This window comes from Natrialba sp. PRR66 (assembly GCF_034808065.1).
Classification (GTDB): Archaea; Halobacteriota; Halobacteria; order Halobacteriales; family Natrialbaceae; genus Natrialba; species Natrialba aegyptia.
In genome coordinates this window covers 374,126-400,058 of sequence record NZ_JAXHGN010000005.1, presented here as the reverse complement: position 1 = coordinate 400,058, position 25,933 = coordinate 374,126, and the positions used below count along the sequence as shown (strand labels likewise).

21 protein-coding genes are annotated in these 25,933 nt (G+C 63.3%); 13 read left to right on the top strand and 8 right to left on the bottom strand.

Annotated features, from left to right (window positions below; translation table 11 throughout):
* Nucleotides 1-83 precede the first annotated feature (83 nt).
* The 3 genes from SM755_RS18945 (at nt 84) to mce (ending at nt 5,291) form a co-directional block, all read left to right on the top strand.
* Nucleotides 84-1,766 (top strand): methylmalonyl-CoA mutase family protein, encoded by a 1,683-nt coding sequence (locus SM755_RS18945; RefSeq protein WP_323174009.1) that lies wholly within the window; start codon nt 84-86, stop codon nt 1,764-1,766.
* A gap of 170 nt (nt 1,767-1,936) precedes the next feature.
* Complete coding sequence (locus tag SM755_RS18940) at nt 1,937-4,588, top strand: PQQ-dependent sugar dehydrogenase (protein WP_323174008.1); 2,652 nt, start codon at nt 1,937-1,939, stop codon at nt 4,586-4,588.
* A gap of 319 nt (nt 4,589-4,907) precedes the next feature.
* Nucleotides 4,908-5,291 (top strand): methylmalonyl-CoA epimerase, encoded by a 384-nt coding sequence (gene mce / locus SM755_RS18935; RefSeq protein ID WP_323174007.1) that lies wholly within the window; start codon nt 4,908-4,910, stop codon nt 5,289-5,291.
* A gap of 86 nt (nt 5,292-5,377) precedes the next feature.
* On the opposite strand, the gene SM755_RS18930 is transcribed toward mce, so the two are convergent.
* Nucleotides 5,378-5,572 carry a cold-shock protein gene (locus SM755_RS18930; protein ID WP_006108691.1) on the bottom strand — a complete coding sequence of 65 codons (195 nt, stop codon included), beginning with the start codon at nt 5,570-5,572 and terminating at the stop codon, nt 5,378-5,380.
* A gap of 481 nt (nt 5,573-6,053) precedes the next feature.
* On the opposite strand from SM755_RS18930, the gene SM755_RS18925 reads away from it, so the two are divergent.
* Nucleotides 6,054-7,886 carry a PGF-CTERM sorting domain-containing protein gene (locus SM755_RS18925; protein ID WP_323174006.1) on the top strand — a complete coding sequence of 611 codons (1,833 nt, stop codon included), beginning with the start codon at nt 6,054-6,056 and terminating at the stop codon, nt 7,884-7,886.
* Between the two features lie 169 nt (nt 7,887-8,055).
* On the top strand, nt 8,056-8,376 hold the full coding sequence (locus SM755_RS18920) for a zinc ribbon domain-containing protein (protein WP_323174005.1): 321 nt from the start codon (nt 8,056-8,058) through the stop codon (nt 8,374-8,376).
* A 28-nt stretch (nt 8,377-8,404) separates the two neighbouring features.
* Here the strand turns inward: SM755_RS18920 and SM755_RS18915 are convergent, their stop codons facing one another.
* Nucleotides 8,405-9,058, bottom strand: coding sequence for an FAD-dependent oxidoreductase (locus SM755_RS18915; protein WP_323174004.1), 654 nt, complete (start codon nt 9,056-9,058; stop codon nt 8,405-8,407).
* A gap of 153 nt (nt 9,059-9,211) precedes the next feature.
* Here SM755_RS18915 and SM755_RS18910 point away from each other — a divergent pair, with 153 nt between their 5' ends.
* The 3 genes from SM755_RS18910 to SM755_RS18900 all read left to right on the top strand — a co-directional run bounded on the left by SM755_RS18910 (nt 9,212) and on the right by SM755_RS18900 (nt 12,507).
* The gene (locus tag SM755_RS18910; protein WP_006666404.1) at nt 9,212-10,966 is read left to right on the top strand and encodes a 2-oxoacid:acceptor oxidoreductase subunit alpha; all 1,755 of its coding nucleotides are present in this window, start codon (nt 9,212-9,214) and stop codon (nt 10,964-10,966) included.
* A complete protein-coding gene (locus SM755_RS18905) occupies nt 10,963-11,835 on the top strand; it encodes a 2-oxoacid:ferredoxin oxidoreductase subunit beta (protein ID WP_323174003.1) in 873 nt (290 codons plus the stop codon). The genes SM755_RS18910 and SM755_RS18905 overlap by 4 nt, the downstream gene beginning before the upstream one ends.
* A 162-nt stretch (nt 11,836-11,997) precedes the next feature.
* Complete coding sequence (locus SM755_RS18900; RefSeq protein WP_323174002.1) at nt 11,998-12,507, top strand: GNAT family N-acetyltransferase; 510 nt, start codon at nt 11,998-12,000, stop codon at nt 12,505-12,507.
* Between the two features lie 21 nt (nt 12,508-12,528).
* On the opposite strand, the gene SM755_RS18895 is transcribed toward SM755_RS18900, so the two are convergent.
* Nucleotides 12,529-13,239, bottom strand: coding sequence for a DUF6517 family protein (locus SM755_RS18895; protein ID WP_323174001.1), 711 nt, complete (start codon nt 13,237-13,239; stop codon nt 12,529-12,531).
* Nucleotides 13,240-13,430: 191 nt separating this feature from the next.
* Between SM755_RS18895 and SM755_RS18890 the strand changes: the two genes are divergently transcribed.
* On the top strand, nt 13,431-14,552 hold the full coding sequence (locus SM755_RS18890; RefSeq protein WP_323174000.1) for a pyridoxal phosphate-dependent aminotransferase: 1,122 nt from the start codon (nt 13,431-13,433) through the stop codon (nt 14,550-14,552).
* A gap of 27 nt (nt 14,553-14,579) precedes the next feature.
* Here the strand turns inward: SM755_RS18890 and SM755_RS18885 are convergent, their stop codons facing one another.
* A complete protein-coding gene (locus tag SM755_RS18885; protein ID WP_323173999.1) occupies nt 14,580-15,587 on the bottom strand; it encodes a TIGR04024 family LLM class F420-dependent oxidoreductase in 1,008 nt (335 codons plus the stop codon).
* A 236-nt stretch (nt 15,588-15,823) separates the two neighbouring features.
* Between SM755_RS18885 and SM755_RS18880 the strand changes: the two genes are divergently transcribed.
* On the top strand, nt 15,824-17,224 hold the full coding sequence (locus tag SM755_RS18880; protein ID WP_323173998.1) for an FAD-linked oxidase C-terminal domain-containing protein: 1,401 nt from the start codon (nt 15,824-15,826) through the stop codon (nt 17,222-17,224).
* Nucleotides 17,225-17,553: 329 nt separating this feature from the next.
* Nucleotides 17,554-18,474, top strand: a complete 921-nt coding sequence (locus SM755_RS18875) for a hypothetical protein (protein ID WP_323173997.1) — start codon at nt 17,554-17,556, stop codon at nt 18,472-18,474.
* 85 nt (nt 18,475-18,559) lie between these two features.
* On the opposite strand, the gene SM755_RS18870 is transcribed toward SM755_RS18875, so the two are convergent.
* The 3 genes from SM755_RS18870 to SM755_RS18860 all read right to left on the bottom strand — a co-directional run bounded on the left by SM755_RS18870 (nt 18,560) and on the right by SM755_RS18860 (nt 21,704).
* Nucleotides 18,560-19,324, bottom strand: coding sequence for a glucose 1-dehydrogenase (locus SM755_RS18870; protein WP_323173996.1), 765 nt, complete (start codon nt 19,322-19,324; stop codon nt 18,560-18,562).
* 229 nt (nt 19,325-19,553) lie between these two features.
* On the bottom strand, nt 19,554-20,528 hold the full coding sequence (locus SM755_RS18865; protein ID WP_323173995.1) for a hypothetical protein: 975 nt from the start codon (nt 20,526-20,528) through the stop codon (nt 19,554-19,556).
* 117 nt (nt 20,529-20,645) lie between these two features.
* Entirely contained in the window at nt 20,646-21,704 is a 1,059-nt protein-coding gene (locus tag SM755_RS18860) for an ABC transporter substrate-binding protein (protein ID WP_323174070.1), read from the bottom strand.
* A gap of 624 nt (nt 21,705-22,328) precedes the next feature.
* On the opposite strand from SM755_RS18860, the gene SM755_RS18855 reads away from it, so the two are divergent.
* Together SM755_RS18855 and SM755_RS18850 are read left to right on the top strand one after the other, a co-directional pair.
* Nucleotides 22,329-23,744, top strand: coding sequence for a glycoside hydrolase family 32 protein (locus tag SM755_RS18855; RefSeq protein WP_323173994.1), 1,416 nt, complete (start codon nt 22,329-22,331; stop codon nt 23,742-23,744).
* Nucleotides 23,745-23,929: 185 nt separating this feature from the next.
* Complete coding sequence (locus tag SM755_RS18850; protein WP_323173993.1) at nt 23,930-24,085, top strand: hypothetical protein; 156 nt, start codon at nt 23,930-23,932, stop codon at nt 24,083-24,085.
* A 100-nt stretch (nt 24,086-24,185) separates the two neighbouring features.
* On the opposite strand, the gene SM755_RS18845 is transcribed toward SM755_RS18850, so the two are convergent.
* Nucleotides 24,186-25,883: a thiamine pyrophosphate-binding protein gene (locus tag SM755_RS18845; RefSeq protein ID WP_323173992.1), complete on the bottom strand. Its 1,698-nt coding sequence runs from the start codon at nt 25,881-25,883 to the stop codon at nt 24,186-24,188.
* Nucleotides 25,884-25,933 lie beyond the last annotated feature (50 nt).

Sequence of the window (25,933 nt, the reverse complement as noted above, 5' to 3'; positions counted from 1 at the left end):
TCTCGCACAGTCCGCTCGCTATTCGATGGCAAACAAGGCGCGTTCATCAACCTTCAAGCCCTGTCCGGTCGACGCTATTCATAATGTTCGATCCCGACGAACTCGAGGAGATCCGCGCCGGACGGGACGACTGGCAGGAGACGGAGGTCGACCCGATCCTCGACCGATTCGGTGAACGCCAGGAGACGTTCACGACGGATACGGGCGGTCAAGAGGTCGATCGCCTCTATACGCCCGCCGACGTGGCCGATCTCGATTACCAGGACGATCTCGGCTATCCGGGCGAGCCACCCTATACACGCGGCGTCTACTCGACCGGCTATCGTGGCCGACTGTGGACCATGCGCCAGTACGCCGGGTTCTCGACGCCGGCGGACACCAATGAACGCTATCACTACCTGCTCGATCAGGGCCAGACCGGACTCTCGATGGCCTTCGACCTCCCGACGCAGATGGGCTACGACTCCGACGCGGACATGGCCGCCGGCGAGGTCGGGAAGGCCGGCGTCGCCATCGACTCGCTCGCGGACATGGAGACCGTCTTCGACGGCATCCCGCTGGACGAGGTCTCGACCTCGATGACGATCAACGCGCCCGCGTCCGTCCTGCTCGCGATGTACATCGCCGTCGGCGACCAACAGGGCGTCGACCGCGAGGAGCTTCGGGGTACCATCCAGAACGACCTCCTCAAGGAGTACATCGCCCGCAACACCTACATCTACCCGCCCGAACCCTCGATGCGGATCATCACGGATATCTTTGAGTTCTGCGCCGCGGAAACCCCGAAGTTCAACACGATCTCCATTTCGGGCTATCACATCCGCGAGGCCGGGTCGACGGCCGCCCAAGAACTCGCCTTCACCCTGGGGAACGGCATCGAGTACGTCGAGGCGGCGATCGAGGCCGGTCTGGACGTCGACGAGTTCGCGCCGCAGCTCTCTTTCTTCTTCAACGGGCACAACAACATCTTCGAGGAAGTGGCGAAGTTCCGCGCCGCCCGCCGAATGTGGCACGACATCATGGACGAGCGCTTCGACGCGCAGAACCCCAAATCGAAGCAACTCAAGTTCCACACCCAGACGGCGGGCTCGATGCTGACGGCCCAGCAGATCGAGAACAACGTCGTCCGGGTGGCCTACCAGGCCCTCGCCGCGGTGCTCGGTGGGACCCAGAGTCTGCACACCAACGGCAAGGACGAGGCGCTGGCGCTGCCGACCGAGGAGTCCGTCCGGACCGCGCTACGCACCCAGCAGATCCTCGCCCACGAGTCGGGTGCGGCAGATACCATCGACCCGCTCGCCGGCAGCTACTACGTCGAATCGCTGACCGACGACGTCGAGGAATCGGCCTACGAGATTCTGGACGAAGTCGACAGCCGCGGCGGGATGTTAGACGCCGTTGAACAGCAGTGGGTCCAGCGCCAGATCCAGGACACCGCCTTCGACCGCCAGAAGGAAATCGAGGACAACGAGCGGATCATCGTCGGCGTCAACGAGTTCGAGGTCGACGAAGACCCCGAGATGGACGTCCAGGAGGTCACCGAGGAGGACGAACGACGACAGATCGACAACGTCGAGTCCGTCCGCGAGGACCGGGACGAGGAAACCGTCGACGCGGCCCTCGAATCCCTTCGCGAGGCCGCACGAAACGGAGACAACCTCATGCCGTACATCATCGAGGCGGTGAAGGCGTACGCGACGGTCGGGGAAATCTGTAACGTGCTCCGCGACGAGTTCGGGGAATATCAACCCGGCAGTGCGGTGTAGGCCGAAGCCGCTATTAGGCGGGAGTAATCCCCGTTTAGGTATCGTCGTCAGCCGGTCGAACTCGACCGTGAGCGCCGCGTTTCGGAACCAATACGCAATTGACCCGCAAATTCGAAGGAACGGTCGCTGTTGTTTATCCAATCACCAGCCGACGCGGTGGTGAGTGCACGATGAGCAAACACGAGCACGAACGCGATTCTGAACGGACGGGCGAGGATATCGACGAGTACGAGTACCACCGATCGGACACCACCTCCTGGTTGCCCACACGACGGCGAATGCTCCAGGCGACCGCCGCCGCGGGCGGTCTCACCGCCGTCAGTTCGCTCGGGCTCGCCCAGAACGGCGAGACGATCGAACTCGGCGGCGAGACGAGCGGCTGGCAGGGCGTCGCTCCCAGCGATATCGAGGGCGAAACGAACCCCACACTCGAACTCGAGGCGGGAACGACATACGAACTCACGTGGGAGAACCTGGACGGCCTTGCGCACAACGTCGTCATCGTCGACGGCGACGGCGGTGAACTCGAACGAACCGAACTCATGAGCGAGGAGGGCGAAACGCAGACGCTCGAGTTCGAGGCGACGAGCGAGATGGCGGAGTACTACTGCGAGCCCCACGCGGGGACGATGCGCGGAGATATCTCGGTCGGCGAGGACGGCGGGGCTGACGACGGAACGGAGGAGGAGACGGACGGCGAACCGTTCTTCCAGCCCGGGGCGGAGATCGGCCTGCAGACGATCGGCGAAGGGATGACGGCACCCACAGACTTCGCCGCCGTCGAGGGCGAGGACCGATACTTCGTCGCCGACCAGACGGGTGAACTCTGGGTCATCGACGGCGAGGGAGTGCAGGACGAGCCGTTTATCGACGTGAGCGACCGCCTCGTTGAACTCGGGACGTTCGAGGGGAGTTACGCGGACCCGGATCAGGACTACGACGAGCGGGGACTGCTCGGCGTCGAGTTGCATCCGGAGTTCACCGATAACGGACGATTCTTCTTACACTACAGCGCGCCGCCGAACGACGAGACGCCAGAGGGCTGGAGCCACGTCGAAGTCGTGGCCGAGTTCCAGGCGAACGACGATCTGACGCAGGGAGAACCGGATTCCGAACGAGTACTGATGGAGTTCCAGAAGCCCCAGTACAACCACGACGCCGGGCCGATGGCGTTCGGTCCGGACGGTTGCCTGTACGTGCCGATGGGCGACGGCGGCGGGGCGAACGACGATATGGAGGGCCACGTCGAGGACTGGTACGACGAGAACGCCGGCGGGAACGGACAGGACGTAAGCGAGAACCTCCTCGGCGGGATTCATCGAATCGACGTCAACACCGAAGGGGCGGGGGCCGGTGATACTGGTACTGAGACCGATACCGGTACCGATAGTGAAGACGGTGTCAGTACCGACGACGAAATGGAAACGGACACCGAGTCGGCGACGGCATCGGATTCCGAACTCGGCAACGAAACCGAGACTGAGACGGACGATTACGGGGCCGAGAACGAGACTGAGACGGAGACAGAAACGGAAACGGACGCGGGGACGGAGACCGAGGAGACGGAAACCGAAACCGAGACCGAGACGGAAACCGAAACCGAGACCGAGACTGATACCGATACCGACACCGACACCGGCGACAAACCGTACGGCATTCCGGAGGACAATCCCCTCGTCGACGAGGAAGAGGGCCTCGACGAGTACTACGCGTGGGGCTTCCGAAACCCGTTCGGCATCTCGTTCGACAGCGAGGGGCGACTGTTCGCCTCCGACGCCGGACAGGACCTCTACGAGGAGGCAAACATCGTCGAATCCGGCGGCAACTACGGCTGGAACGTCAAGGAGGGAACGCACTGTTTCAGCACGGACACGCCGAGCGATCCGCCGGAAGACTGTCCCGACACGGCCACCGACGAAGCGCCGTACAACGGGCAGGAACTCCAGGACCCGATCGTCGAGTATCCCCACGTCTACGACGGCGAGATGGTCGGGATCACGATCATCGGCGGCCACGTCTACGAGAGCAGCCAGATCGAAGATCTCCAGGGCAAGTACATCTTCGGCGACTGGACCGCCGACCCGTCGCGCCAGGAACCCGCCGGCCGATTGCTCGCGGCGACCGATCCCGATGGCACGACGGGCGGCGACGATGAAACCGGTGATGGGACGACCGACGACCGGACCACCGACGACACGACTGACACCGACACCGACACCGACACCGAATCCGCAGACGACACCACCGACACCACCAACACGACAGACGCTGCGGACAATACGACCGAATCAGCCGACACAACCGGCAACGAAACCGCCGACACCACCGCAGAGAACGGCACCGACGGGATGGCCGACTCCAACGAGACGGCCACTGACGATACTGAGAACGGAACGACCGACGACACCGCTGACAACGGGGCCGCTGACGACGGGACCACCGACAACGGGACCACCGACGACCAGGCAGTCCCGCGCGACGAACTCTGGGAGATGGAAGAACTCCAGGTCTCGGGCACCGACGACGGCTCGTTCCCCTACTTCGTCCGCCAATTCGGCCAGGACTCCGACGGCAACGTCTACGTCCTCGCAAACCGGGAGGGCGTCCCCGAAGGCGACACCGGCGTCGTCATGGAGTTCGTCGCGCCCGACGAGGGCGAAGAACTCTCGATGCCGGATACCGAGGGTGCGGAGGAACAGGAAACGGACGAAGAAGCGACCGAAGACACACAGGATGAACCCGTCGAAGAGGGCGAAAACGGCAACGAAACCACCGAGAACGAGTCCACCGAAACCGACGGCAACGAAACGATCGAGGAGTAACGCGAGTCGGAACCGCTAGCCGCTCGCGAATCGAACACCTTCTTTTGACCGCGCGACAGGTTGTAGGCCGCTCCGCGTTCGAAGTCCCGCCGAACGATTCGCACCCAGAAAACTCGAATTGACGCGGCTGTAGGCGGTCGCTAGAGTGCAACCGTCTCGGAAACCATCAGTAGTTTTACATCCACCTCGGAAGCGATCCCCTACAGACGTACAACCGAGCGACGATCGGCCGCGGCGCGATCCGACGGCCATCGCGATCCCCCTCGTGAGACCTGCAGCAACCCTTCGATATTTGCCGTTGCCCGAACACACCTCTGTCATGCACTTCGACCACGCCGGCATCGCCACCGAGAACGCAACTGAACTCGCCGACCGCTACGCCGCCCTGTTCGGCCTCGAAATCGCGCACGAGGAGACGTTCGACGGCATGCGCGTCGTCTTTCTCGATTGTGGAAACGGCTACCTTGAACTCCTCGAACCGACCGACGAGGGTACTATCGCCCAATACATCGAATCGAACGGTGCCGGTATCCACCACCTCGCTCTCGCGACCGACGACATCGACGACGCACTCGACACCGTCCGCACCCACGACGTCACTCTCGTCGACGAGGAGCCGCGCCCCGGTGCCTGGGGCCACACCGTCGCGTTCTTACACCCGGCGGATACCGGCGGGATTCTGATTGAACTCGTCGAGCACTGAAGACGTAGCCACCGCTCAGCCTCAGCGTTGGCACTCCCTACTCCGTCGCGTTCCGCGTAAAATACGAAATTGACTCGTCGGCCGCGTTACAGTCGGGTGACGTTCGTCGCCCGCGGGCCCTTGTCCGCCTGTTCGATGTCGAACTCGAGTTCTGTACCTTCTTCGAGGTCTGGACCGCCAACGTCCTCCATGTGGAAGAATACGTCGTCGTCCGCGTCCTCAGTTTCGATGAAGCCGTAGCCGCCAGTGTCGTTGAAGAAATCGACAGTTCCTTTCGCCATTGCTTTTCAAGAGAGGAGAGTCACACAGATAAGGGTTCCGTAAGGGCCTGCCTACAGCAGTGACACCCGATCGGTGTTGTCCGTCGCTGAACTCGTCGTAGACACCATCATCAGCCGTTATCCGTCTGCTGAACGTATGTTCACATCGAGAAAAGGATCTGCTAACGCTGCTCGTGATACGCGAGATCCCGCCGGCCCTGAGATCCGTCGCTGACTGATGCGGTCTGCTGTAACGATTCCCTCCGCGACCGCGAACCGTCCTGCGGTTGCGCTGCAAATGACTTACAGCAGTCCGTATGAACCGACCGGTTCGTCGAGTTCAGCCCGCGGTTACGGACAGGGAGTGACGGGTGTGGCACTCACCTTCTTCGCATGTCAATAGTATCCCGAAAGTCACATATAGGATAGAGATCAAATTACTAAGACGATGGGTAGGAAACTCACTAGCGGTCAGTCTTTTCGAAGTATCGTGGCAGTCGTCATGGCTGTCGTACTGATTACGTCTGGGTGTGTCGGTACCGCTCTGGCGGATACGGACGGTGACGAGGCCGATCCGGCCGACGAGGTGTTCATCAACGACGACGGTGACGCCGTGCTCGTCTACAACGAAACGACCGATGAGGACGAAGCCACCGGCGAGTTCGGACTCGACGTGGGCGAATCGGTTGCGTACGCGTTCGTTTCCGATAGCATGGAGGAAGATATCTCCGGGGCGTTCTCGATGGCGCTCGACGACGGCGGCGTCGATTCGTCCGGCTCGCTCACCACCGATCGCCCGGCCGCCATCGACGACTTCTCGATGGATGTCACCGGCGAGCAGACCGCCGAAACCAACGAGTTCGACGCGACACTCGATATGGCGCTCGATACCACCGAAGCCCCGATGGCCAGCGTCGTTCAGTCGGCCTCCTCGTCCGGAGAGGTCGTCTCGAGCGCCGACGAGTTCGCCACCCGCGGCGACTTCGACGTCGAACACGGCATGCCCATGACCGGTCCCGAAACCGGGCTCGACCTCGAGATTACGGACAGCGACGACGGCTACACGATCGCGGTGAGCCAGCAGCAGAACGTCCCCGCGTTCGAAACGGACGAAATGCGAACGAAAGAGAACGCCGCAGCATCGCTTCAGGCCGAGTTCGACGAAGTCACGCAAGATATCGGCGGCGACGCAACGGTCACCATCGACGAACACGAGTTCACCGAAAACGACGACGGGAGCGGCCACCTCGATATGGCATACACCGTCGAACTCGAGAACGTAACGGACGGGCTCGAACAGACCATCGCAGACGAACTCGCGAGCGATTCCGAGGTCGATCTCGACCAGAGCGATGCCGAACAGGTAGCGTCGGATCTCCTCGCCGCTGAACTCGATACGTTTACGCTCTCGTACACCAACGGCGCGGGCACGATCGAGGGCGACTGGAACGTCGCGTTCAGCGGGTTCGAGTCGGCCGTCCCCGCCCTGCTCGATCTCGCCAATTCCGTCGAGGGAATGGACCAGGAGACCCCCGACTACGAAGCGATGTACGAGGCCCAGCAGGAAGCCGATCTGACCCAGACAGCGGAGTGGGACGTAAGCTACACCTCGGCGGCTGCCGAGCAGGCGACGCTCACCGCTAAATTCACCTCCGAGACGGAAAACTGGGAGGCCTATACGACGGCTCTCGCCGAGCGCGATATCGAGAACCCCGAGTTCTCGCTCGATGCGAGCGCCGAGACCGTCGACGACGAAATCGAGATGGAGATGAGCCTCGACGTCTCACAGGAGGACTTCCTCGAGACCGCGATGACCGGTCTGCTGCAGGACTTCGAGAACGATCCGACCGTCGACGAGAGCGCAACCGAGTTCGTCTCGGCGTTCGACGAGGCCGATCTTGAACTCGCGAAGTTCGATCTCGAGATGGACGACGGGACGATCACCATGGAAGCGGGTGCGACGTTCGACGATCTCGCCGCCTTCGAAGACCAACTCACCGATGCGTATGACGGCCTCTCGGTCACGCACATTTACGGCGACACCGACGAGGAGGCGACGTACGTCTACGCGTCCGGCATGGTCTCCGGTGATGCGAGCGAAGACGATGTCCGTGCGGAGTCGATCGTCAACGACGAGACCACCGTTCACATGCCCGGCGAGTGGGACGAAGATCACCCACGGCTCGACATGCAACAGGTCACTGACTATCTCGGCATGGAGTCGACCAAGGCCGATACTGAGGAGGGTGACGACGACGGGATGCCAGGATTCGGCGCTGTCGCCGCTCTCGCTGCGCTCCTCTCGACGATGGCGGTAGCTCGATACCGCAACTAACGACGACGCTTTTTTCTAGCGGTTTCCGATTTGGCCCCGCTCGTCTCACGGTTCGGTAGGTGCCGATCTTCCCGCGCTCACGAACGGCCTCGGCCGCCACGACGGCATCGTGTGGCATCGATCCCAACGGTCACAAATACTTATGCGGATCGTCCAACACACTCAACGCATGAGTTTGTTCGAGCGTCTCGGAGAAAAAGTCGAATCCTTCAAGCAGGAAGCCGAGGCGGCACGGGACGAGGCGGCACCGTATCGGTGTCGTGAGTGCGGGGAACGATTCTACAGCGAGCAGGAGACGTGTCCGTCCTGTGGCAGTACTGAACTCGCTGTTCGTGCGGACGACCGTGAGTCCGATTCGGAATCCGGAACCAAGTCCGGAATCGAGTCCGAAACCGAGTCCGGTTCCAACTCCACGTCCGGGTCCGAAGCCGAAGCCAAATCCGAATCCGAATCTACGGTTGAACGGCAACACGAAGAATCCGACCAGTAACGGCGATCAATTGGTCAGTTGCGAGTGACTAGCCGAAATTTTCGATGTGGGCCTCGTCGGCATCGCCGCCGGCGTCATCGATCGTGTCGGCGACGAGCGTGGCGAACTCGGCGAAGCCGAAGGCGTACACCGCTCCCTCGTCGAGGTGGGCTTCGATCGCGTCGGCGAGTTCAGCGTCGGCGTCGTCGTCGACGACCGTGACGGTTGTGTCCGTCTCACCGTCGTCCTCGAGTTCGTCGAGCCGATCGATGTGGGCGGGATCGTCGTCCTGGTAGAGCACGACGGCGTCGTGGCCGGCGTTGTGAGCGGCTTCGGCGATCGAGATGGCCGGGCCGATGCCGGGGCCGCCGGCGATGGCGACGACATCGTGTGTTCCCTCGTAGGCGATATTGCCGAACGGCCCCTCGATGTGAATGGTTTCGCCGGGTTCGAGCGCGGCGAGCCAGGGTGAGAGATCGCCGTCGGGGTCGACGCCGACGGTGATTTCGAAGGTGTCGGTGACGGACGACGAAGAGAGCGTGTAGTGGCGCGCAATCGGCTCGTCCGCTTCGTCGGGGCGGGCCCGAACGAGGACGAATTGGCCGGGCAGCGCGTCGAACGTGTCGGGGGTCTCGAGTTCGAGAGCGACGGTCTCGGGGCCGACATCACGTACCGATTCGACGGTGACTTGTGTGCCTTCCATACCGGGACGTTCGGCCGGCGCTCGAAAAGGCGTTCCGTTCCCTGGTTCCCCCGCCGAAACCCCGACCAAACGTACAGATTCTGGGGTCTCTCAAGCGGCCTGAATGTGCTTTCAGAAGCCTTTTTATTGGCAGGGAGCAAGGTTCGCCTTAACATGGCTGAGGACCTCAACTGGGCGGTCGGGGGCGAGGCTGGCGACGGCATCGACTCCACTGGGAAGATTTTTGCCCAGGCTCTTTCCCGAGCCGGACGGCACGTATTCACGTCGAAAGACTTCGCATCGCGAATCCGTGGCGGGTACACGGCCTACAAGATCCGCACGTCGGTCGACCAAGTCCAGAGCGTCGTCGACCGCCTCGACATTCTCGTCGCGCTCACCCAGCGCACCATCGACGAGAACCTCGATGAACTCCACGAGGGGAGTGCAATCATCTACGACGGCGAGCGCTCCTGGGAGGCGGACATCCCCGAGGACGCAGCCGCTGTCGACGTTCCGCTGAAATCCCTCGCCGAGGACGCCGGTGGGGCGATCATGCGCAACATCGTCGCCCTCGGTGCCGCGTGTGAGATCACCGGCTTCGACGTCGAGTACCTGGATGAAGCACTCGAGAAGCGCTTCGGCGGCAAGGGCTCGAAGATCGTCGAGAACAACAAGGAAGCCGCCCGCCTCGGTCAGGAATACGTTCAAGAGAACTACGACCTGGATCTCGGCTACGACCTCGAGACGACCGACAACGACTACGTGTTGCTCAACGGGAACGAGGCGATCGGGATGGGCGCACTCGCCGCCGGCTGCCGGTTCTACGCCGGGTATCCGATCACGCCAGCGACCTCCATCATGGAGTATCTCACCGGTCGTATCGAGGACTACGGCGGCCACGTCGTCCAGGCCGAGGACGAACTCTCGGCGATCAACATGGCCCTCGGTGCCGCACGGTCCGGCGCGCGATCGATGACCGCGACATCGGGTGCTGGGATCGACCTCATGACCGAGACGTTCGGGCTGGTTGCGACCAGCGAGACGCCGCTGGTCATCACCGACGTCCAGCGCTCCGGCCCCTCGACCGGGATGCCGACGAAGCAGGAACAGGGCGATCTCAACATGGCGCTGTACGGTGGCCACGGCGAAGTGCCGCGATTCATCGTCGCGCCGACGACAATCACGGAGTGTTTCTGGAAGACAATCGAGGCGTTTAACCTCGCCGAGAAGTACCAGACGCCGGTGTTCCTCGTCTCCGATCTGGCCATGTCTGTGACCGAACAGACGTTCTCACCGGAGGCCTTCGACATGGACGCCGTCGAGATCGACCGCGGCAAACTCGTCGAAGACGACGAGGTCGACGAATGGCTCGATTCCCAGGGTCGCTTTCGCGCCCACGCCGTCACCGATGACGGTGTCAGTCCGCGCGCGATCCCGGGCACGACCGACGGCGCGCACATGTCCACCGGCCTCGAGCACGACGAACTCGGTCGCCGGACCGAAGACCAGGACGAGCGCGTTCAGCAGGTCGACAAGCGATCCCGAAAGGTCGAGACAGCCAAGGAACGAGAGGAGTGGGACTACCGCGAGTTCGGCGACGCCGATGCCGACAATCTCGTCATCTCCTGGGGATCCAACGAGGGTGCCCTGATCGAAGCCCTCGAGTATCTCGAGGACGACGGTATCGATGTGCGCATCATCTCTGTCCCGTACATCTTCCCGCGACCGGACCTGTCCGACGAGATCGATGCTGCAGACGACACGATCGTCGTCGAGTGTAACGCGACCGGCCAGTTCGCCGACGTTATCGAACACGACGTGCTCACTCGCGTCAAGCGCATCAACAAGTACACCGGCGTCCGCTTCAAGGCGGACGAACTCGCCGACGAAATTGCCGACAAACTCTCCCAGGAGGTGCCAGCACAATGAGCTCTCAATCCGACGTTCGATTCACCGACTTCAAATCCGACAAACAGCCCACGTGGTGTCCCGGCTGCGGCGACTTCGGGACGATGAACGGCATGATGAAAGGCCTCGCCGAGACCGGCAACGACCCCGACAACACGTTCGTGGTCGCCGGGATCGGCTGTTCCGGAAAGATCGGGACCTACATGCACAGCTACGCCTTACACGGGGTCCACGGTCGCGCGCTCCCTGTCGGCACGGGCGTCAAGATGGCCCGGCCCGACATCGAGGTCATGGTCGCCGGCGGCGACGGCGACGGCTACTCGATCGGGTCCGGTCACTTCGTCCACGCCGTTCGCCGGAACGTCGACATGTCCTACGTCGTCATGGACAACCGCATCTACGGGCTGACCAAGGGGCAGGCCTCGCCGACCTCGCGCTCGGACTTCGAGACCTCAACGACGCCTGAGGGTCCGAAGCAGCCGCCGGTCAACCCGCTCGCGCTCGCGCTCGCCTCGGGTGCGACCTTCATCGCCCAATCGTTCGCCTCCGACGCACTGCGCCACCAGGAGATCATCGAAGAAGCCATCGAACACGACGGCTTCGGCTTCGTCAACGTCTTCAGCCCCTGCGTCACCTTCAACGACGTCGACACCTACGACTACTTCCGCGACTCGCTGGTCGACCTGCAGGAAGACGAGGACCACGACGCGACGAACTACGAGGACGCGAAAGAAGTCATCCTCGACGCCGATAAGGAGTACCAGGGCATCATGTACCAGGACGAGAACTCGGTGCCGTACCACGAACAACACGGCGTCACCGAAGACATGTCCGAGATTCCGGACGGCGCACCCGAGGACGCGATGGACCTCGTTCGCGAGTTCTACTAGCTGACCGGTCGCCGCTCGGGTTCGTTTTCTCGCCGGGTTTCGTGGTTCTCTGTTCGTATTTGCGAGTACGATTGCGATTGGTCGTCGACCGTCGCCAGCCATTTTGATACACTGCTTTACGCCGCCGGTTGATTTTTTGGTGCCGCCGCCGCAAGCCGATACATGGAGGTTCGGGAGGCCGTTCCGGACGACGCCGATGCGATTCGAACCACCCACGCGGCGTCGATCACCGAACTCGGCGCTGAGAGCTACTCGCAGGAACAAGTCGACGCCTGGGCGGCAGGGTGTGAATCCGCGGACTACACCGCCGCCATCGAATCTCCGGACCACTATCTCGTCGTCGCCGTCGTCGACGGATCGATTCGCGGGTTCGGGTCGCTCGTCGTCGCCGCTCCCGAGGAATATGAGACGACCGCCGACGCCGAAGTAACCGCCGTGTACGTTCATCCGAGCGTCGCCCGTGAGGGCGTCGGGTCCCGGATCTACGAGTCGCTGGAACGGCGTGCCGGAGAACGAGGCGTCACCGCACTCGAACTCACGGCCTCGCAAAACGCCGTCGCGTTCTACCGGTCCCACGGCTACGAACGCATCGGTGCGACCCGACACGAGTTCTCCGGCCACGAATCGACGGGCGTCTACGGGACGGTCGTCGAAATGCGGAAAGAACTGTAGCCCGCTCATCCACTGTGTGGCTCAGACGGGGTGTTCGGCCGACTCGAGCAGTACTTCGACGTTCGCAGATTCCTCCGCGAGCACCTCCGGATGGGTTCCGAGCAGGACGAGCAGATCATCCTCGTGTACGAACGATGTCAGGGTGAGTTCCACGTCGATTTCCTCGCCGTCGTACGTCGACTGCCCGATAAAGGTGTCCACGTCCCGCCCGTCGCCGAGAACGTCGAGGCCGAACGACTCCTCGTGTTCGATCCCCTCGATCTGTCCGGCCTCGCTGTCGACCTCGCCGAGCAATCGCTCGACGAGTTCACCGTTGCTCAGATCCTCAAGCGGGTTGAACGACCGGCCGGCGACTTCGACTGCCGGAATCGAGAGCGCCGTGAACAGCGCCGCCTCCCGTTCGCCGCCCAAAATCGAGACGTCCTTGACGTACGTTGACTGCCAGATTCCCGCCTTGAACTCGCGCTCGATGCCTAGGCCAACCTCGGCCGATTTCTCGATCGATCGTTCCTCGACGGACTCTTCGGCGTATCCCGTCTCTTCGAGTGCACCATCGCTCGGCGCGACGCGGTCGCCGCTGAACTCGAGCGGGCCGTTTCCGAGCGCGAAATCGAGACAGCCGGCTGTCAGCGCGAGCGACCCGGTCGCGCCTGCAGCGAGCAGCGACCGGCGCGATCGAGTCGAAAGATGATTGTTATCGTGACTGTCACGACGGTTTGAACTGGAAGCCATTACCACAGTGTTCGAAACGAGCACCATAGTCGTTATGGCCTAATCCGGGCGTACAGGCGTCAAGTCAACTGAATAACTCGTTTCGGGGGCTGAATGCGTATTCGAGCGTCGAGCTATTCCCTGTCACGAGTTCACCGGTGGCAACGGCCGACACATCAAGAGTTATCGGGATTGCTCGCGCCCATTCAGTTATGACGGAGTTTGCAACGCGGGTCGAGAACGTGTCGATCAGTGGCATTCGAGAAGTGTTCGAGGCTGCAGGCGATGACGCGATCAACCTGGGACTCGGACAGCCGGACTTTCCGACGCCCGCACACGCTCGCCGGGCGGCGGTCGAGGCGATCGAGTCGGGGCAAACGGACGCCTATACGTCGAACAAGGGGACGCCACAGCTCCGGGAGGCGATTGCGGCGAAGTACGACCGCGATTACGGCATCGAGGTCGATCCCGGGAACACGATCGCCACGTCGGGCGGCAGCGAGGCGTTGCATCTCGCACTCGAGGCCCACGTCGATCCGAATCAGGAGGTTATCTTTCCCGATCCCGGCTTCGTCTCTTACGACGCGCTGACGCGGATCGCCGGCGGAACGCCGAAGCCGGTGTCGCTGCGGGACGATCTCACGCTCGATCCGGCGGCCGTCGAGGACGCCATCACCGAGGAGACGGCGGTCTTTATCGTCAACAGCCCGGCCAACCCGACGGGGGCCGTCCAGAGCGAGGCGGACATGCGCGAGTTCGCTCGCATCGCGGACGAACACGACGTGCTCTGCATTTCCGACGAGGTCTACGAGCACATTGTCTTCGAGGGAGAACACCACTCGCCGCTAAAATTCGCCGAGACGGACAACGTGGTCGTCGTCAGCGCCTGCTCGAAGACGTACTCGATGACCGGCTGGCGGCTGGGCTGGCTCGTCGGCTCCGGCGACCGGATCGATCGGATGCTGCGCGTCCACCAGTACGCCCAGGCGTGTGCCTCCGCGCCGGCGCAGTTCGCGGCCGAGGCGGCGCTGACGGGGCCGCAGGAGCCGGTCGCGGAGATGGTCGGTGCCTTCGAGGAGCGCCGCGATGTCGTCGTCGACGGGCTCGAAGACGCCGGACTCGAGGTGCCGACGCCGTCAGGCGCGTTCTACGCCATGCCGAGGGTGCCGGAGGGGTGGTGCGACGAGGTGCTCGACCGCGGCGTCGTCGCGGTTCCGGGCGAGGCCTTCGGCTCGAACGGCGAGGGCTACGCGCGCCTCTCGTATGCGACCGGGATGGAAGAACTGAAAGCGGCGCTCGAGATCATCGATAGCGCGACGGCTGCGGTTCGCTGAGGCCGCTCGAGAACGCAAGGTTCCTTCCTAGACGAGTTCAGCGACGGCTTCCATCGTCGCGTTCTTATCCGCATCGGACATGCCGGTAGCGAAGCCGATGCGAACCGCGTCGACGCCGTCGATCGCGGCGTAGGTTTCGATCCACTCGCGGACCTCCGCGGGCGTGCCTGCGGGCGCGAGGTCGTCGAGCACGTCGTCGGGGAGTGCGGCGGCCATCGCGTCGGTGTCGCGGTCTTCCCACGCCGAGCGGATGTCGTCCACGACGTCCGCGTAGCCCTGGTCGGCGACCGAGTCGCCGTAATACGGTCCGTAGGCACCGAGCATGAACGCCGTCATGCCGCGGGCGAGGTCACGCGCCCGCTCGCGGTCCGCCGATGCGACGGCGCGGACGATCGGTGCGACGCGCAGGTCGGCGAGGGTCTTTCCGCCGAGTTCAGCGCCGCGTTCGAGATCGGAGAGCCGATCGCGGAGTCCGTCCGGGGTGAACAACTGCGGCGTCCAGCCGTCACCGAAGCGCCCGGCCAGCTCGGTCGCTTTTGGGCCGAGGGTGGCGAGATCGATCGGTGGCGGGGTTTCGGGGATCTCGTTTTCGTAGTCCAGCCCCGAGATATCGAAGATCTCGCCCTCGTAGGCGGGCGTGCCGTTCTCGTAGACTGCGCGGATGATTTCGATCGTCTCGCGCGTGCGCCGAAGCGGGCGGTCGAAGGTCGCGCCGTGCCAGCGCTCGGTGATCGCGGGTGAACTCGGGCCGAGGCCGAGCCGGAAGCGGCCGTCTGTGGCGTCCTGTAGCGTGAGCGCCGTCTGGGCGAGCAGGGCGGGCGAGCGACCGTAGGGGGAGACCACGTCGTTCGAGATACCGAGTTCGTCGGTGCGGTCCGCGGCGAGGGTCAGCGGCGGGACGACGTTCCAGCCGGTCGTCTCGCCGGTCGAGATACGGTCGAAGCCGAGGCGTTCGGCCTGGACGGCGCGCTCGGCGACGCCCTGCGGGCGGTCGTAGTCGCCGAGTCGGACGAGGAGGTCGAGGTCGGCGTTCACGAGTCGTTCCTCCGGATCGATCGCTGCGGGGTCGAATCGTCGCGTGGTATGTGTACGTGCATCACCAACTACCGCGTGACGTACTCACATAAAATTCAGCGTTCCCGACGGGTCGCGGAGACCGGGAGCCGTCGGTGCGGAGTCGGTCGTCTGGCCGTTACGTTCGCCCGCCGTCCGCAAGTGTCGCCGCTGATGGGGGGAGAAACGTTGATACGCTGTGTCGAGAATGACAGCATATGACACACGATTGTTCGTTTCTCGAGGAACTCGAACTCGGCGACGGGCAGCTTTCGTTTGCGTCGGGACAGCGGGAAACCCACGCTGCGGACTGGGGCGCACAGCAACTCGACGAGGGCGTGATGCCGGATGCGGTCGTCTGGCCCGAGTCGACGGACGACGTCGCCGCCGTCTTGGCTGGCGCGACCGAGCGCGGCGTTCCGGTAACCCCCTACGCCGCGGGGACGGGCCTGGAGGGCAACGCCGTCCCGGCCCACGGCGGAATCAGTCTCGATCTGACGCGGATGGACGACGTGATCGACTACCGGCCCGACGACTTCCAGATCGACGTCGGCCCGGGAATCATCGGCACCGAAGTCGACGAGTTCGTCGCGAGCGACGGCCTTTACTTCCCGCCGCTGCCCTCCTCTGGCGACATCTCGACGATCGGTGGCATGATCGCAACCGACGCGAGCGGCATGCAGACCGTCAAGTACGGCGAGGTCGCCGACTGGGTGCTGGCCCTGGAGGCCGTCCTCGCCGACGGGACCGTGATCCGGACCGGCTCGCGCGCGAGCAAGACCTCGAGCGGGTACAACCTGACCGACCTGCTCGTCGGCAGCGAGGGCACGCTCGCCGTCGTCACTGAAGCCACGCTCGAACTCGCCGGGCGACCCCAGCAGATCCGCGGCGGGCGCGCCATCTTCGAGACACTCGACGACGCGGCGGAGGCAATCGCCGATACCATCCGGACGGACGTCGACGTGGCGCGGATCGAACTCGTCGACGAGTTCAGTGCCCACATGGCAAACGAGTTCCTCGGCTCCGACCTCCCCGACGCGCCGATGGTCTTTCTCGAGTTCCACGCGAACCACGGCGTCGAGACGGAGATCGACCTCTGTCGGACCATCTTCGAGGACCACGACGTGGCCCGCTTCGAGATGAGTGCCGACGACGCCGAGATGGAGTCGCTATGGGAAACCCGCCGGGAACTGGCCTACGCCGAAGCGAGCTACGACCCCGACCTCACGCCGATCCATCCCGGCGACGTGACCGTCCCGATCAGCTCCTATCCCGAACTCGTTCGCGAAGCGAAGCGGATCGCCGCCGAGACGGACCTCCTCATCCCCTGCTTCGGTCACGCCGGCGACGGCAACCTCCACTACACCGTCCTCGTCGACATCGACGACCCCGATTTCGTCGAGCGCGGGGAACGAGCCTACCGTGAACTCGTGGAGTTGGCCCTCGAGATGGGCGGGACGGCGACGGGAGAACACGGCATCGGCCAGGGTAAACAGGCATATCTCGAACCCGAGCACGGCGCTGGCGCGGTCGACGCCATGAAACGGGTCAAGCGGGCGCTCGATCCGACGGGAACGCTCAATCCGGGAAAGATCTTTCCCGAGGACGACGCGGAGTGAGGGCGACTGAACTTGCAAGTCAGCGTGTCATAGAATAGCCCGCATGGATATCTGCGTATTCAGAGTCAGCGATTTCAAGAGCGTTATCTCTGTTCTCATGGCAGTCATGCGCTCCACGTCGAACCACCATCGATACTGACGATATATCAGTATCCGTAATGAATTGGAATCTTTCTCGCTGATTCTATAGCTCGTGCACCGGGTGCACGTACTTCTAAACGCGTTACGGTTTGAAACAGTAATCAGATCGACCAAAGCGTGGGGCGTATTCTATGACACGCTCTCTACAGAAAACACATATAATAGCGCGGCGACTGGCGAAGCGACGGATGACACGGTCACTGCGGCGAAGACGCGTGCTCGCCGGCGGCGCTGCTATCCTCTCAACCGCGCTGGCCGGCTGCGGGGGACACGGTCCACACCTGAAGATGCGGGCGGTCTCCGACTCGGTGCTCCTCTCCGACGCGGACGATTCTATCCCCGACAAGCCGACGACCGACACGAACGTAGCTATCATCGAAACTATCGAAAACGGGACACACAGGGTGAGCTACCCGTCCAGATACCCGCCGATGCGGCCCGCGCAACCGATCGCCGCTTCGAACGTCGAGTCGCCGATCGAGTACAGGGGCGCGTACTACACACTCGCGCTGACGAGGAGGGTCCCCCGGACGCTGCTCGTCGCGGAGTTCAGGATCGGGGCCGCGGAGACGCCCGCCGAGGACGATCCGAACTCGATCGCGTACGGCGACCTGCCGGAGATAGACCGGCGGAAATTCGCCGCCGCGCTGCCGCCGAACTCCGACGGCGAGCGGATCGACGTGTACTACGACAAACGGGACGTCGACCGGTCGGAACTGGTGCCCGAACCCGACCACGAAGCGATCGTCCGGGACGACAACCGGTACTCGATCGAACCGGAGAGCGCCGAGGAGAAACAGGGATACAACTACCACTACGAGGCTGAGCGCGTCGCGTCGACGGACGAGGAGTTCCTGTCTTGGCTCCGCTCGGAGTACCGGGTCGACCTGACCGGCCTCTCCGGCGACGAGCGGGAGATCGTCTCCGAAGCGATCGAGGAAAGCAGATACTCGGGGAGCGAAGACGACGAGGCGTTCAATTCGCTCGCCGAACGGTTTCTCTCTCACCCCGCGATCGATCGGGGCGACGAGGACAGCGGAACGTGGTTCGTTCGGTACGACGGCACCGAGTACCTGGCCGAACTGCGATCACCGACACAGTACGAGTGAGCGGATCGCGGCCGGTCAGATCCGGACCGTTTATTGACCCCGTTTAATAGTTTCTGAAGGGTAGAAGTGGGTGAATCCGATAAGATTACTGGCTGAGATACCCGCCGTCGACGCCGAGGGCTTCGCCCGTGACGAACGAGGCATCGTCGTCGCACAACCAGACGACGGCGTTTGCGATCTCTTCGGACGTGCCGAGTCGGTTCATTGCGTGGCGGCTCTCGATCTGCTCTCGTGCCTCCGAGCCGCTCGACATTCCGCCTTCCGCGAGTAGCGGGGTATCGATGAACCCGGGACAGACGGCGTTAATGCGGACGCCCGTCTCGCCGTTCTCGAGGGCGGCCGATTTCGTCAAGCCAAGAACACCGTGCTTCGCGGCGGAATACCCGGAGGACGTCGCGAACCCGACCTTTCCGAGGACCGACGAGTTGTTCACGATGACGCCGCCTTCCTCCTGTTCTTGCATTCGGCCGAGTTCGGATCGCATGCAGTTGAACACGCCGACGAGATTCACGTCGATGACGGCCTGCCACTCGTCGGGATCGTACTGATCGACCGTCGTCTGCGCTCCGCCGATGCCGGCGTTGTTGAACGCGTAGTCGAGCCGGCCGAACTCGTCGACGGCGGTTTCGACCATCGAATCCGTCGCGTCCGGATCCGTGACGTCGGCTTCGACGAAGGTGGCGTCTCCACCGTCGTCCTCGATCTGCGCGACGGTCTCTTCGCCACCCTCGGTATCGACGTCGGCGATGACAACGCTCGTACCGTGATCGGCGAACTCGAGCGCGGCCGCGCGTCCGATACCCGATCCGGCTCCCGTGACGAGCGCAACTGCATCACTGAACGAAACCATACGTGTGAGTTCGGACACGAGCGAGAAAGTACTACGGCTACCGGCAGGCTAGTACGCCCCAGTAGAGGGAGTTCAGCCCGTCATTCGGCCAGATAGTATCCAGTTCGTGACCGTCTCGAATCGCGAGTTCGGATTCACGGGATGCGGCCGACGCGGGCCGGCACCTCTCGCCGGAGTTGGTCGCAACAGCGAGAAAGCGGAGAAAAAAGAGCGACGGAGAGCCGATCGCTCATCGGCCGGTGGCCCGAACGCAGGCGAGCCCGTGCTTGCGGGACCGTTCCTCCGCCCCCGTCCGGATCGTTAGCCGCCAGGCCGCCGGCGCGGACGACGATTCGGCTGCGGAAAGTCGTTCCACGTCCGTGATCGTGAGCGACCGCGTCGCGAGCCGTCCGAAGAGTTCGACGATGATCGGGAGGGTGACGATTCGCTCGGGATGGTCGCCGTCCGCGCCGTCGCCGCCGAGCGCGTAGCCGTCGATCCGGATCGTCCACGAGCGGGATTCCGACTCGGCATCGACCGACCGCTGCTCGACGCGATAGGACTCGAGCATATCGACGGCCTGGAACTCTGAGAGCACCGCGTCGAGCGGTTTCGCGTCGGCCGCGTCCGTCTGCGCATCGATCGGGAGGTTCGCGGCGGCCGTCGAGAGCAACGAGAGTTGTTCCTCAGGATCGAGTCGCTTCTCGAGTTCGGTTGCGGTGCTCGTGAGCAACTGGAGACAGAGCTCGTCAGGATGCTCGATCGTTTCGGCGATGTCGAGGTACGTGTCCATGATCGCGTTTTCGAGGCCGTCGTGGGGCGACTCCGCGATCGATTCGAAGACGACACCGGCGACCGTGTGACAGATGTCGATTACCGACTGCGTGTCGCCGGATGCTGGTGGCGAGTTCGGCGCTTCGGCGGGCTGGTCCGGGTCAGCAGTCGCGGCGGGGGAGGCAGTGGAGGCTCGGGACGGCGTCTCGGGGTCGCACTCACAAACGATCACGTCGTAGTACGGCACCTGGGGATCGTACCGTCGTAACACGGTGCGGTACTGTTCTGTCGCCTGCGCCGCCGCTCGGGCGGCCGATCGGCTCTCGAAGTAGAGGTCTGCTGCGGGGACTGGCCGGTGGTGCGTTCGTCCGCAAATGAGGTAGTATCGTCCGGATTCGGAGGCGAGCGAGGCGATATGGCTCCGAATTTCGTGAAGCGTTGTCCCGATCATGTGTCGGATTCACCCCCGCCAAGCCGCAGCAATCGAGACACTCTTCCTGCAAACGCGTCGATCGAACCCGGCGCGGCGACCGCGAAACTCGCTCTACCGGTCGTTTTCGCGATCATCTCAGAACTCACCGGTGACGATATCGGCGACCGCCTGTCGATCGAACAACTGTTCGTCACCGAACTCGTCGGGGTACAGGTCCTGCGCGGCCATCTCCAGTTGGAAGAGGTAGATAATCGGTCCCTGGTAGAACTCTCCGCCGTAGATGATCCGGTCGTTTTCGACCGCGCGGAGGTTGCTCGCGGTGCTGTGCTCGCGCATCGGCTCGACGATGTCCCGTTCGAACGAATCCGCCGTAACGCCCGATTCCTTCCAGATGACGATAACGTCCGGATCGATCTCCAGGAGCATTTCGTAGTCGATCGTCCCGCCGGTTTCGTTGAACCCGCCGATACCGCTGCGTGCGATGGCGTCGCGAGCCCCGAGATCGTCCCACTGTTTGGCTTGCGTTCCCCCGTCGATCGTGTATCCGTAGAACGCCTCCGGTGCGGTGGATTCCGGGGCGAGGATCGCGATTTCGGGCGTCTCGTCGGGGAGTCTGGACTGAACGTCCGAAAGGACCGCATCGTGAAGTTGCGCAAACGCATCGAACCGGTCTCGTTCCTGGAACACCGCCGCGACGCGTTCGAACGCCTCGTACATCGAATAGTACGTGTAATCGTGCCAGCCGTAGCTCCGGGAGTAGATCGTGTTGCCGACGAACGGTGCGACGGTATTTTCGATCTCCGCAACGTCGTCCTCGCTCCACTGGACCTGGTTGATCATGAAGTTCGGATCGATGAGGTGGACGTCCGCACCGAGTTCGTAGAACAGTTCTTTGTCGGTTTTGCCCTGCCAGAGTTCGACGAGGTCGCCTGTCTCGACCGAAACCCCCGGTAGTTCGTCGTAGTAGCGCGTTCCGAATCGATCAGTCAATCCGATCGCCAACAGCCCATCACTCTGACCCAGCGCAACACCCATATCGGCGTAATCCCCGGTGTAGGCGACCCACGTCTCCGGAACGGACTTGAACTCGACCGTTCCGGCCGGTTCGACCGTCACCGAATACGATCCGCCACCGGATTCGTCCGGTTCGCCCGCTTCGGAGTCAATACATCCCGCCAGCAATCCGCCGCTCATCGCTGTGCCGCCGTATGCGACGTACTCCCTACGCGTCAGTCCCGTCCGACCCGTTTCGCTGCGTGGCATACTATTTAGGCTAGCCTAAAACATAATAACTACTTCGCTATTAGGTTGACCTAAAGCGATCGTATCAACCGATATCTCCACAGCGGAGGCGGGATTTTGTCGCACGATTCTCGATTCCCACCGACCGATACGCATCCTGTCGCGGCGTCTACGACACGCGGTTGCTTGCGAGACGAAATTGCCGGCGAGTTGGAGTCGCTACCGCACAACGGGGCTGCAGCCGGCGAGTTCGTCTTCGCCCGTCACCGCCACTCGTGTGAACCGACGGTTACGCCTACATCGATGCCGACAGCGTCGTCACAGAGAAGGACACGGCGGGCGACGTCTTCGGATCGTGTGAATTGAGTCGTGATTCTAGAAGAAATAAACATGAACGATCTCTTTTAGTTATTACGTATACTCAGCGCCGCTATGGTTCGAAAGACCGATCCGCGGAGGGAGGGAAACACACCCGGCCAGTCGCCGAATCGGAACCGTCGAACGGTACTGCAGTCGGTAGGAACGGGGTTCGCTGCAGCAACAATGTTTCCTCCCGCGAAGGCCGATGTATCGACGATGGATGCGAACCCCGAACCGGACCAATGGCGGCCCGAGTACCATTTCGCACCGTCCACCGGCTGGATGAACGACCCGAACGGCCTGATCTACCACGACGGGGTGTATCACCTGTTTTACCAGGCGGGCGAACGCCGCCGCCGGTGGGATCACGCGACGAGTTCGGATCTCGTCACCTGGACCGAACGCGGGACGAAGATTCCGGACAGCGACTCGATCCAGGCGTTCTCCGGCGGAGCCGTCGTCGACTCGCGGAATACTGCCGGATTCGGGACCGACGCGCTCGTCGCTCTGTACACCGGACACCACGATGACGGAACCGAGGATCAACGGCTCGCCTACAGCACCGACGGCGGCGAAACCCTCCAAAAGTACGAGAACAATCCGGTGATCGAGAGCGACACCGGCGAGTTCCGGGATCCGAACCCGTTCTGGTACGAGCCGGATGAGAGCTGGCGACTGGTCGTCAGCCGGGTCGAAGCGGCCGACGAACGGCCGGCAGGAATCGAGATCTACCGCTCGCCGAACCTGCTCGACTGGACCTACGAAAGCACGTACGTGGACGAAGCCGGTGCCGGCTGGGAGTGTCCCAGCCTCTTCGAACGGCCGGTGGAAGGGGCCGACGAAACGAGATGGGTTCTTCCCGTCTCACCCATCGAACACCGGTCCGTCGAGTACCACATCGGTCACTTCGACGGAACGGCGTTCGTCGGCGAGGAGGTACACAGCGCGGACCACGGGTACGATTTCTACGCGACCCAACAGTGGGGGAACGAACCGGCCGATCGCGACCTGCTACTCACGTGGATGAACAATTGGGAGTATGCGATGGAAGGGCCAGATCCCGGCTGGCGGGGGGCGATGACGGTTCCGCGGACGCTCACCCTCGAAGCGGACGACAACGGACTCGCGGTGATCCAACGGCCCGCGGAAGAACTCGTCTGCGCCCGACGGGAACCCGTCGCCGAACTACACTCGGAACCGATTACACCGGGGAGGGACCCGTTGGACGGAACTGAACTCGCGGGTCGAACACTCGAGATCGAGACGACCATCACTCCTCAGAGTGCGTCCACAGTCGGACTCGCGGTTCGAACCGGGCCGGAGCAAGAGAGCGTGATCAGCTACGAGCCGACCGACGGGACGCTCCGATTCGATCGGTCGAACGCGGGCGAGTTCTTCGGATCGAACGACGAGGATAGGACGGTAACATCGGTCGACCTCCCAGCCACCGACGCGCTCGACCTCCGCGTGCTTGTCGATCGGTGCTCGGTGGAAATCTTCGCCGCCAACGGCCGTCGCACGATGACGAATCTCGTCTATCCGGACCGGGAAAGCACCGGCGTCTCCCTCTTCGCCGAAGACGGTGTCGCTCGGCTCGAAGAACTCGTTGCCTACACCCTCTCGGCGGAGTAGCGGGCTCGCGAATGGCTGCGTTGAGCGCACGGAACCACCCTCGTCTCGATCTCGGACCCGATCACCGCTCGCGTTCCGTTCGAACGTCGATGCGCGGCCGATCGACTGCACTCGCCGGGTTCGAACGGCTATTTTCGTGATACACTTATGGACCTTCGCGTAGTCGGAGTCACGCGGTGATAGCCATGAGCAGCAGCAACCTACCCGATCCGGAGAACGTACAGGTCGACGATCTACAGACCCTGATCGAGAATTTACCGGAGGAGAAACGACAGCAATTGCTCTCCCAACTCGACCTCGGAAACGTCGGCGACGTCGGTGGCGGCGATATCGGACTGTAGATCATCCGGTCTCCGAGAGAAGGCTGGCAATCGACCCAAAACCAATCTCAGACCGCTCTGTTTATTCGGCCGATGGCCGTCTTGCCCTTCCCTTCTCCCATCAGTCGTGCACTAACACGTCGAGAACATCCGTCCCCTCGCGTTCGACCGCCGCCGCGACGGCGTCTTCGATCTCCGCCGGCCGCTCGACGAGTTCAGCGCGCGCCCCGTGGCTCTCGGCGTTTTGGACGATGTCGACCGGCGGTTCGAAGTCCATGCCGACGAACTCGTGGTCCGCCTCGTCGCCGCCGAGCAAGTCGAGCGTGTTGTCCTTGAGGATGCGGTAGTTGCGGTTGTCAGGGATGACGACGGTGAGGTCGAGGTCGTACCTGGCGGCGCTGTAGATCGAGTGGGGGTAGTACAGGTACGAGCCGTCGCCGATGAAGCCGATCACGTTCCGGGGGTCCTCCCGTTGGCTTTCGGCGACGGCAGCGCCGACCGAGGCGGGCAGGCCGTAGCCGAGGCCGCCACCCTTGTTCGAGATGTACTGTTCCGGCGCGAAGTCCCAGCGCGCGAGCATGGCGTACTTCGAGGTGACGCCCTCGTCGACGATGGAGGCGTCCCCGGCCCCGGCCGCGCGCTCCATCGCGTCGACGAGTTCGGCTTTCGACGCGCGGGGATCGTCTTCTGCGTCGCCCGTTCCCATTTCGGCCATCTTGGCGTCGACCATCTCTTTGACCGCGCCGACGGCCTCCAGTCGCTCGTCGACGGCGGCCGCTGAGAGTTTCGGTCGGACGCGTTCGATAAGATCCTGCATGACGAGTCCCGGGTCGCCGATGACGGCGGCGTCGGCGTGCTGGTTCTTGCCGAGTTCCCAGGCGTCGTCGCCGACGTGGATGCAGGTCGTCTCGGGATCGACCAGCGCCTCCTCGTGGCGCGTCAGCGTCGTGTTCGTCGAACAGCCGACGAACGCGATGGTGTCCGTATCGAGCAGCATCGAGGCAAGGTCTTCGTCCGGCGGAACGTAGGACACCCACTGGTCGTGATCGGTCGGGAAGTCCACCTCGCTGGCGAGGATTTCACCGTGGACGCGCGCCCCGGTCGACTCCGCGAGTTCGACCGCCGCGGCGACGGCATCAGCGCCGGAGCGCGCGACGTGGTCCCCGACGACGAGCACCGGGTTCTCGGCCTTGGCCAGCAGGTCGGCGGCGCGTTCGAGCTGGGCCGGATCGCCGCTGCCCGCGTTCGGAATCGGGCCGAGGCGCTCGGGCTCGGCGTCGAGTTCGGCGAGCATCACGTCGAGCGGGAGGCCGAGGAAGACGGGTCCCGTCGGCGGCGTCATCGCGACGCGGGCGGCCCGCCGGAGCATCGTCGGCAGCGCCGTCACGTCGAGCACCTCGTCGGACCACTTGCAGAACTGGTCTGCCATCTCGGCTACGTCGCCCGAAAGGATCGGCTCCTCGTGGCGGAAGTCCGTACTGTGGTTGCCCGCGGTGACGACCAGCGGAGCGCCGGTGACCGACGCGGCGTACAGGTTGCCGAGGCCGTGGGCCAGCCCGGGCGCGATGTGGAGGTTCGCCACGCCAAGCGGCGTGATCGAGTCGTCGTGGTGGGCGTGATAGCGCCGCGTCTGGGCGTAGCCCGACGCCATCCCGACCGCGATGTCCTCGTGTAGTCCCAACACGTACTCGAGGTCGCTGCGACCGATCGCGTCCATCACCGGCAGTTCCGTCGTCCCCGGGTTGCCGAAGACGAACTCGACGCCGTAGGATTCGAGAGCGTCGACGAAGAAATCGGCACCAGTATACGCATCCGTCATACTCGTGCGTGGCACGGGACAGCACATCAAACTGTGTGTTCCGGGCGCTG

Coding starts and splice junctions, on each gene's coding strand:
- SM755_RS18940 (WP_323174008.1), top strand. CDS start 1,937: ATGAGCAAACACGAGCACGAACGCGATTCTGAACGGACGGGCGAGGAT.
- SM755_RS18860 (WP_323174070.1), bottom strand. CDS start 21,704: ATGAGCGGCGGATTGCTGGCGGGATGTATTGACTCCGAAGCGGGCGAA.
- SM755_RS18890 (WP_323174000.1), top strand. CDS start 13,431: ATGACGGAGTTTGCAACGCGGGTCGAGAACGTGTCGATCAGTGGCATT.
- SM755_RS18930 (WP_006108691.1), bottom strand. CDS start 5,572: ATGGCGAAAGGAACTGTCGATTTCTTCAACGACACTGGCGGCTACGGC.
- SM755_RS18880 (WP_323173998.1), top strand. CDS start 15,824: ATGACACACGATTGTTCGTTTCTCGAGGAACTCGAACTCGGCGACGGG.
- SM755_RS18845 (WP_323173992.1), bottom strand. CDS start 25,883: ATGACGGATGCGTATACTGGTGCCGATTTCTTCGTCGACGCTCTCGAA.
- SM755_RS18915 (WP_323174004.1), bottom strand. CDS start 9,058: ATGGAAGGCACACAAGTCACCGTCGAATCGGTACGTGATGTCGGCCCC.
- SM755_RS18925 (WP_323174006.1), top strand. CDS start 6,054: ATGGCTGTCGTACTGATTACGTCTGGGTGTGTCGGTACCGCTCTGGCG.
- mce (WP_323174007.1), top strand. CDS start 4,908: ATGCACTTCGACCACGCCGGCATCGCCACCGAGAACGCAACTGAACTC.
- SM755_RS18910 (WP_006666404.1), top strand. CDS start 9,212: ATGGCTGAGGACCTCAACTGGGCGGTCGGGGGCGAGGCTGGCGACGGC.
- SM755_RS18855 (WP_323173994.1), top strand. CDS start 22,329: ATGGATGCGAACCCCGAACCGGACCAATGGCGGCCCGAGTACCATTTC.
- SM755_RS18870 (WP_323173996.1), bottom strand. CDS start 19,324: ATGGTTTCGTTCAGTGATGCAGTTGCGCTCGTCACGGGAGCCGGATCG.
- SM755_RS18850 (WP_323173993.1), top strand. CDS start 23,930: ATGAGCAGCAGCAACCTACCCGATCCGGAGAACGTACAGGTCGACGAT.
- SM755_RS18945 (WP_323174009.1), top strand. CDS start 84: ATGTTCGATCCCGACGAACTCGAGGAGATCCGCGCCGGACGGGACGAC.
- SM755_RS18865 (WP_323173995.1), bottom strand. CDS start 20,528: ATGATCGGGACAACGCTTCACGAAATTCGGAGCCATATCGCCTCGCTC.
- SM755_RS18920 (WP_323174005.1), top strand. CDS start 8,056: ATGAGTTTGTTCGAGCGTCTCGGAGAAAAAGTCGAATCCTTCAAGCAG.
- SM755_RS18895 (WP_323174001.1), bottom strand. CDS start 13,239: ATGGCTTCCAGTTCAAACCGTCGTGACAGTCACGATAACAATCATCTT.
- SM755_RS18905 (WP_323174003.1), top strand. CDS start 10,963: ATGAGCTCTCAATCCGACGTTCGATTCACCGACTTCAAATCCGACAAA.
- SM755_RS18875 (WP_323173997.1), top strand. CDS start 17,554: ATGACACGGTCACTGCGGCGAAGACGCGTGCTCGCCGGCGGCGCTGCT.
- SM755_RS18900 (WP_323174002.1), top strand. CDS start 11,998: ATGGAGGTTCGGGAGGCCGTTCCGGACGACGCCGATGCGATTCGAACC.